General features: G+C 68.1%; 7 protein-coding genes, 1 tRNA gene and 1 pseudogene. 7 read left to right on the top strand and 2 right to left on the bottom strand.

Going from position 1 to position 6,678, the window contains the following annotated elements; all coding sequences use genetic code 11:
• Both ACFDTC_RS16525 and ACFDTC_RS16520 read left to right on the top strand, forming a co-directional pair.
• Window positions 1-267, top strand: a pseudogene (locus ACFDTC_RS16525) (TetR/AcrR family transcriptional regulator); the annotation flags it as partial.
• Between the two features lie 94 nt (window positions 268-361).
• Window positions 362-964, top strand: coding sequence for a rhodanese-like domain-containing protein (locus ACFDTC_RS16520; RefSeq protein ID WP_375259981.1), 603 nt, complete (start codon window positions 362-364; stop codon window positions 962-964).
• 131 nt (window positions 965-1,095) lie between these two features.
• Here ACFDTC_RS16520 and ACFDTC_RS16515 read toward each other — a convergent pair.
• A tRNA-Leu gene (locus ACFDTC_RS16515) sits at window positions 1,096-1,181 on the bottom strand.
• A 124-nt stretch (window positions 1,182-1,305) separates the two neighbouring features.
• Between ACFDTC_RS16515 and ACFDTC_RS16510 the strand changes: the two genes are divergently transcribed.
• From ACFDTC_RS16510 to rocF, 3 genes are all read left to right on the top strand, one after another.
• Entirely contained in the window at window positions 1,306-1,884 is a 579-nt protein-coding gene (locus ACFDTC_RS16510; protein ID WP_375259980.1) for a YqaA family protein, read from the top strand.
• Between the two features lie 14 nt (window positions 1,885-1,898).
• Window positions 1,899-2,342, top strand: coding sequence for a disulfide bond formation protein B (locus tag ACFDTC_RS16505; protein WP_375259979.1), 444 nt, complete (start codon window positions 1,899-1,901; stop codon window positions 2,340-2,342).
• 114 nt (window positions 2,343-2,456) lie between these two features.
• Window positions 2,457-3,377, top strand: coding sequence for an arginase (gene rocF, locus ACFDTC_RS16500; protein WP_375259978.1), 921 nt, complete (start codon window positions 2,457-2,459; stop codon window positions 3,375-3,377).
• 67 nt (window positions 3,378-3,444) lie between these two features.
• Here rocF and ACFDTC_RS16495 read toward each other — a convergent pair whose 3' ends face one another.
• Window positions 3,445-4,218 (bottom strand): 3-hydroxybutyrate dehydrogenase, encoded by a 774-nt coding sequence (locus ACFDTC_RS16495; RefSeq protein WP_375259977.1) that lies wholly within the window; start codon window positions 4,216-4,218, stop codon window positions 3,445-3,447.
• A 304-nt stretch (window positions 4,219-4,522) separates the two neighbouring features.
• On the opposite strand from ACFDTC_RS16495, the gene ACFDTC_RS16490 reads away from it, so the two are divergent.
• Both ACFDTC_RS16490 and ACFDTC_RS16485 read left to right on the top strand, forming a co-directional pair.
• On the top strand, window positions 4,523-6,322 hold the full coding sequence (locus tag ACFDTC_RS16490; RefSeq protein ID WP_375259976.1) for an extracellular solute-binding protein: 1,800 nt from the start codon (window positions 4,523-4,525) through the stop codon (window positions 6,320-6,322).
• A gap of 89 nt (window positions 6,323-6,411) precedes the next feature.
• The gene (locus tag ACFDTC_RS16485; protein WP_375259975.1) at window positions 6,412-6,528 is read left to right on the top strand and encodes an entericidin EcnA/B family protein; all 117 of its coding nucleotides are present in this window, start codon (window positions 6,412-6,414) and stop codon (window positions 6,526-6,528) included.
• Window positions 6,529-6,678: the final 150 nt, after the last annotated feature.

The raw sequence follows: 6,678 nt of genomic DNA, 5'->3' as shown, positions 1-6,678 counted from the left end.
CATTCGCCCGAACTCGCCGCCGTATCTTCCCGCGCGCGCGGGGTGCTGGAACGCGCGGCCGCCGACCTGTCGCAGCACATCCCCGCCGAAAAACGCCCGCCGGCCGAGATGTTCTCGGCCCATATCTGGGCGATGAGCCACGGCGTGGTCGAGCTTTTCGCCCGCAACTCGCCGGGCACGCGCTCGCCCTTCCCGCCCGAGGACCTGCTGGAATCGGCGATCGGCGTCTACCTGCGCGGGCTGGGGTTGATCCCGCCGGATACCTGACCCGCCACACGACGGCACCGCTGTAGCGCAAAGGTGACGAGCGACGCGCGACCGGTTAGGCTGGGCGGTACGCAGACTTTCAGGAGGACAAGCCGTGACGCTACGCAAGTTGTTTGCCGCCGCTGCGCTGCTGGCCGCACCGGCCATGGCCGAAACGACGGTCGGGATCACCAAGGACATGCCTTCGGTCACAGTCGAGACCGATTCCGGCCCGGTGGTGATCGAGCGCATCCAGGACACGTCGCACGAAATCGGCGGAGAGTGGGCCCGCACCTCCCGTCCCTGCCCCGACTTCTGCATCCAGCCCCACAACCCCGCCGAGGGGGTCTACACGATCGGGGAGCTGGAACTGATCGACATGCTGCAGGATCCCGACGCGGTCGTCGTGGACAGCCGCACGCCTGACTGGTTCCAGGGCGGCACCATCCCGGGCGCGATCAACATCCCCTACACCTATGTGCTCGACGAGCTCGGGCGGCTGGGGTGCGAGCCCGATTTCGACGGGTGGGATTGCAGCAACGCGAAACGCGTCGCGCTGTTCTGCAACGGGATCTGGTGCGGACAATCCCCCACCGCGATCCGGAACATGGTCGAGGCGGGCTATCCCGCCGATCGCATCTCCTACTATCGCGGCGGCATGCAGGTCTGGCGGCTGCTGGGGCTGACGGTCACGGGCGGCACGTCCGAAGGAGGCTGACCGGAGCGGCGACCACGCGCACGTCCCGGTCACGCGGCCAGCCGAACACAGCACCGCGCTGCCGATCTGCGTCAATATTCTGAACGGGTCGCAGCGCCACGCGGATCGGGGCAAAGCATGCCGATCCCATGTGGTGCCCGAGGTCGGACTCGAACCGACACGCTGTCGCCAGCGGGGGATTTTGAATCCCCTGCGTCTACCATTCCGCCACTCGGGCCCGGATCTGCGGGTATACCAAGCCTAGGATCGCGTCAATCGCGTCTGCGCGCATGCCGCGGCGCGGCGGCAGGTCTTGCCAGCGGCGCCCAGCCGTGGTCAGAAGCCTTGCAGGGAGACCCGCCATGCTGCGACGCTCATACGACTGGACCATGGCGCAGGCCGATCATCCGCGGGCCCTGTGGATCCTCGCCGCCGTCGCCTTCATCGAAAGCTCGGTCTTCCCGATCCCGCCCGACGTGCTGATGATCCCGATGATCCTCGCCGCGCCGCGCCGGGCCTGGCTGATCGCGCTGGTGGCCACCGTCTCTTCGGTCCTCGGGGGCATCGCCGGCTACGGGATCGGCTATTTCTTCTACGAAAGCCTTGGCCAGCCGATCCTGCAGGCGCTGGGCAAGGACGACGCGATGGCCGCGTTCAACGACCGCTTCAACGGCGTCGGGTTCTGGGCCGTGCTGATCGCGGGCGTCACGCCCTTCCCGTACAAGGTGATCACGATCATGTCGGGCTGGACGGCGATGCCGCTGGCCACCTTCGTCGTCACGTCCATCATCGCGCGGGCGCTGCGGTTCTTCGTGGTCGCAGGCTTGCTGCGCGCCTTCGGCGCCCCGATCCGCGAGTTCATCGAGCGCCGGCTGGGTCTTGTCTTCACCGCCTTCGTCGTGCTTCTGGTCGGCGGATTCCTCGTCGCGGGGTCGCTATGACACGACGTTCTCTCATGATCCTCGCAGCCGCCGGGTCGGCGGCGCTGATGCTGGCGGCGCTGGGCTTCCAGTACCTGGGCGACCTGCCGCCATGCAAGCTGTGCTACTGGCAGCGCTACGGCCACGTCGGCGCGATCGGCGCGGGACTGATCGCGCTGGCCGCACCGCTGGCGATCGTCGCGCTTCTGGGCGCCGCCGCGGTCGGCAGTTCGGCCGCGATCGGCGCCTACCACGCAGGGGTCGAGCGCGGCTGGTGGGAAGGCCCCAGCACCTGCACGTCGCAGGACATCGGCGGGCTCGACACCGATGCGCTGCTCGACCAGATCATGAACGCGCCGCTGGTGCGCTGCGACGAGATCCCGTGGCAGATGCTGGGCATCTCGATGGCCGGCTGGAACGCGATCGTCTCGGCCCTGCTGGTTCTGGTCTGGCTGGCGGCGCTGCGCGCGCGCCGCTGAGCGCCGCCGCGGGGTGTCACCCCCGCCGCTTTCGCGGCATGATCGCGCAAAGGGCGGATTCGCCTCTCGGCCCGTGCGGCTTCGCCACAACGCCAACCAACACGAGGTGCCCCCATGCCCCAGACCCTTCTGCTGATCGGCGCGCCGATGGATTGCGGCAAGCGCCGCGCCGGCTGCCTGATGGGCCCCGACGCCTATCGCACCGCGCGCCTGCCGAAGGCGCTGGCCGACCTGGGCCACACCGTGCGCGACATGGGCAACGTGCAACCGGACGAGACCGACGTGGCGGATCGCGACGGCCTCTACGCGCTGCCTCCGACCGTGGGCTGGACCCGCGCGCTGGCCCGCGCCGCCCGGTCCGCGATGGCCGAGGGGTTGCCGGTCTTCCTGGGCGGTGACCACGCGCTGTCGCTGGGCACGGTGTCGGGCGTGGCGGCGCACGCGGCCGAGAAGGGCCAGCCGCAATTCGTGCTCTGGCTCGACGCGCACGCGGATTTCAACACGCCCGAGACGACGCTGTCGGGTCACCTGCACGGCACGCCGCTGGCCTACGTGACCGGCCAGGCGGGCTTCGACGATTTCCCGCCGCTCGAGGCGCCGATCCCGCAGGAGAACGTGTGCATCATCGGCCTGCGCTCGGTCGATCAGGCCGAGGTCGACGCGATCGAGGCCAGCCGCGTGCATCGCCACGACATGCGCGCGCTGGACGAGAACGGCCTCGCCGCGCTGCTGGGGCCGTTCCTCGACAAGGTTGCGCAGGCGGGCGGTGCGCTGCACGTCTCGCTCGACGTGGATTTCCTCGATCCCGCGGTCGCGCCGGCGGTGGGCACCACCGTCCCCGGCGGCGCCACCGTGCGCGAGGCGCACCTGGCGATGGAAATGATCCACGACAGCGGTCTGATGACCTCGATGGACCTGGTCGAGCTCAACCCGATGCTGGACGAACGCGGCCGCACCGCGCAGCTGATGGTCGATCTGTGCGCCTCGGCGCTGGGGCGCCGCGTCTTCGACCGGCCGACGCCCCGCATCCTCTGAAGCCTCGCCCGAATCTTCTGCTTTAACATATTCCGGGGGCGCGGGGGCGGAACCCCCGCACCGCGGATCAAAGCGCGGTCCAGCCGCCGTCGACGCTGATCGTCGTTCCGGTGATCTGCGCCGCAGCGTCGGAACACAGGAACACCGTGGTCCCGCCCAGCTGCTCGACCGTGGCGAAGTCCTTCGACGGCTGGCGCGCCAGCATGACGTCGCGGATCACCTGCTCGCGGTCCATGCCGTATTCCTTCATCGTCGCGGGGATCTGCGCTTCGACCAGCGGGGTCAGCACGTAGCCGGGACAGATCGCGTTGCAGGTGATCGGCTCCTCGGCGGTTTCCAGCGCCACGGTCTTCGAGAAGCCGACGACGCCGTGCTTGGCCGCGATGTAGGCCGACTTGTAGGGCGACGCCGTCAGCCCGTGGGCCGAGGCGATGTTGACCACCCTGCCCCAGCCGCGCTTGCGCATGTGCGGCAGCGCGGCGGCCGTGGTGTGGAAGGCCGAGCTGAGGTTGATCGCGATGATCGCGTCCCATTTCTCGACCGGGAACGAATCCACGGGCGAGACGTGCTGGATGCCGGCGTTGTTGACCAGGATGTCGCAGCCGCCCGCCTTCTCGATCAACGCGCGGCATTCGTCGCCCTTGGCCATGTCGGCGGCGATGTAGCGCACGTCGACGCCGTGATCGTCGGCCAGCCGCGCGGCCAGCGCGTGGTCTTCCTCGCGGTCGGTGAACGAGTTCAGCACTACCGCCGCGCCGGCCTTGGCCAGTTCCTCGGCGATGCCCAGCCCGATGCCCGAATTCGACCCGGTGACGATGGCGGTCTTCCCTGCTAGCGACATGCACGCGCTCCCTTGAATTTGCGCCGGCAGCATAGCATGCCGCGCGGCAGAGATAAGGGGGCGGCGGCGCGGTGCGGGCAGAGGATGCGGGCACAAAAAAACCCCGGCGCAAGGCCGGGGTCAGTTATTGAGGCAGGTTTCATACAGGCAAGAAACCTATCGAGCAGTGCCTTTATGTATAAGCGCTTAGTCGCCAGAGTCCAAGCTTAAAGTTTGAAAAGCGCCGCGGCCCGGCGTAGCATCCGGGCCAAGAAAACAAGGGCAGACAGGGATTGTTGCCATAATGCACCTCGACTATTTCAGGATGTTTCGCCGTAATGCGTCGATTGCGGCGGCGGCGATTCTCTGCGCGCAGGCGGCGCTGGCCGACAGCCACGGCATCGCGATGTACGGCGACCCGCAGCTTCCGGCGGACTACACGGCCCTGCCCTACGCCAATCCCGACGCCCCAAAGGGCGGCCGCATCGTGACCGGCGAGGTCGGCGGCTTCGACAGCCTCAATCCGATGATTCTCAAGGGCTCCAGCCCGTGGCAGCTGCCTTTCCTCGCGCATGAATCGCTGATGGGCCGCAACTGGGACGAGCCGTTCTCGCTCTACGGTCTGCTGGCCGAAAGCATCGAGGTCGGGCCGAACCGCGAATGGGTGGAATTCACCCTGCGCCCCGAGGCGACGTTCTCGGACGGCACCCCCGTCACGGTCGAGGACGTGATGTGGAGCTATGAGACGCTCGGCACGATCGGCCACCCGCGCTACCACGCCGGCTGGGACAAGGTCGAAAGCATGGAGCAGACCGGCGAACGCTCGGTCCGGTTCGACTTCAACGTCGAGGACCGCGAACTCGCGCTGATCATCGGCATGCGCCCGATCCTGAAGAAGGCCCAGTGGGAGGGGAAGGATTTCACCGAATCCGGGCTCGAGACGATCCCGATCACCTCGGCGCCCTACGTCATCACCGATTTCGAGGCCGGCCGCTTCGTCGAGCTGACGCGCGATCCCGATTACTGGGGCGCGGACCTGCCGTTCCGGCGCGGCACCAACAACCTCGACACGATCCGGATGGAGTTCTTCGGCGACGAGACCGCCGCCTTCGAGGCGTTCAAGGCGGGCATCGTCAATTCCAACCGCGAGTTCAACGCCGAGACCTGGGAAAGCCAGTACGACTTCGCCGCCGTCCAGCGCGGCGACGTGGTCAAGTCGCTGATCCCGCACGGCCGGCCCACAGGCATCACCGGCTTCGCCATGAACACCCGCCGCGCGCCCTTCGACGACTGGCGCGTGCGCGAGGCGATGATGCACGCCTTCAACTTCGAGTACATCAACGACGCGCTGACCGGGGGCGCGCAGAATCGCATCACCTCGTACTTCTCGAACTCGGTCCTGGGGATGGACCACGGCCCGGCCGAAGGGCGTGTGCGCGAATTCCTGGAGCCCTATGCCGAGGACCTGCTGCCCGGCGCGCTCGAAGGCTACGCCTTGCCCGTCTCGGACGGCTCGGCGCGCAACCGCGCGGGCCTGCGCGCCGCGATCGACCTGATGGCCGAGGCCGGCTACACGATCGAGGACGGCGTGATGACCGGCCCCGACGGCCAGCCGCTGAGCTTCGAGATCCTGCTGAGCCAGGGCGCGACCGAGCCGCAGTCGATCGGCGACATCTTCGTCGGAAGCCTGGCGCGCATGGGCATCGACGCGACGGTGTCGGTGGTCGACCCGGCGCAGTACCGCGAACGCACCGACCAGTTCGACTTCGACATGACCTACTACCGGCGCGGGCTGTCGTTGTCGCCGGGCAACGAGCAGACGCTCTACTGGTCGTGCGAAGCGGCCGAGACGCAGGGTTCGCGCAACCTGATGGGCATGTGCTCTCCGGCGGCCGAGGCGATGATCGACCGGCTGCTGAACTCGGAAAGCCGCGAGGATTTCGTCGCCGCGACCAAGGCGCTGGACCGCGTGTTGACGACCGGGCGCTACGTGATCCCGTTCTACGAGTACAACACGTCGCGCATCGCGCATGCCAAGGAACTGAAGTACCCCGAGACCATTCCGATCTACGGCGACTGGATCAACTGGCAGCCGGACGTCTGGTGGTGGCAGGAAGAGAGCTGAGTCGGAAACCGGGCAACACGGACCGACCGATACAGGCGACGCGGGGAACACGACGTTCCCCGCACCAACGAAAAGAGGCAGAGCAGGACATGAAACGGGCTATCGTCGTTTTGGGGCTGGGCGCCCTTCTGGCCGGGTGCGGCACGGTGGACGGGCTGGGGCAGGACATCTCGTCCGGCGCGCGCACCGTCCAGAGCTGGCTCTGATCGCGCGATCCGCGCGCGTGGAACGCCCTCGCGCTTCGGCCGATCCGACACCGTCCCGCGCCGCCCGGCGCGGGATCAGGCCGCCTGCGTGTCCTGCAGGTAGTCCTCGGCCCGCGCGCGCACCGTTTCGGGCCATTGCCGCGGCAGGAT

The sequence above is a fragment of the Citreimonas sp. genome (assembly GCF_042096055.1).
In the GTDB taxonomy this organism is placed as follows: Bacteria; Pseudomonadota; Alphaproteobacteria; order Rhodobacterales; family Rhodobacteraceae; genus Citreimonas.
The sequence above is the reverse complement of the archived record's forward strand: the minus strand, read 5'-3'. Positions and strand labels throughout refer to the sequence as shown.

What these genes read in the sequence shown, in the direction of transcription:
- ACFDTC_RS16510 (WP_375259980.1), top strand. Translation starts at nt 1,306, where the DNA reads ATGCTGCGACGCTCATACGACTGGACCATGGCGCAGGCCGATCATCCG.
- ACFDTC_RS16505 (WP_375259979.1), top strand. Translation starts at nt 1,899, where the DNA reads ATGATCCTCGCAGCCGCCGGGTCGGCGGCGCTGATGCTGGCGGCGCTG.
- rocF (WP_375259978.1), top strand. Translation starts at nt 2,457, where the DNA reads ATGCCCCAGACCCTTCTGCTGATCGGCGCGCCGATGGATTGCGGCAAG.
- ACFDTC_RS16495 (WP_375259977.1), bottom strand. Translation starts at nt 4,218, where the DNA reads ATGTCGCTAGCAGGGAAGACCGCCATCGTCACCGGGTCGAATTCGGGC.
- ACFDTC_RS16490 (WP_375259976.1), top strand. Translation starts at nt 4,523, where the DNA reads ATGTTTCGCCGTAATGCGTCGATTGCGGCGGCGGCGATTCTCTGCGCG.
- ACFDTC_RS16485 (WP_375259975.1), top strand. Translation starts at nt 6,412, where the DNA reads ATGAAACGGGCTATCGTCGTTTTGGGGCTGGGCGCCCTTCTGGCCGGG.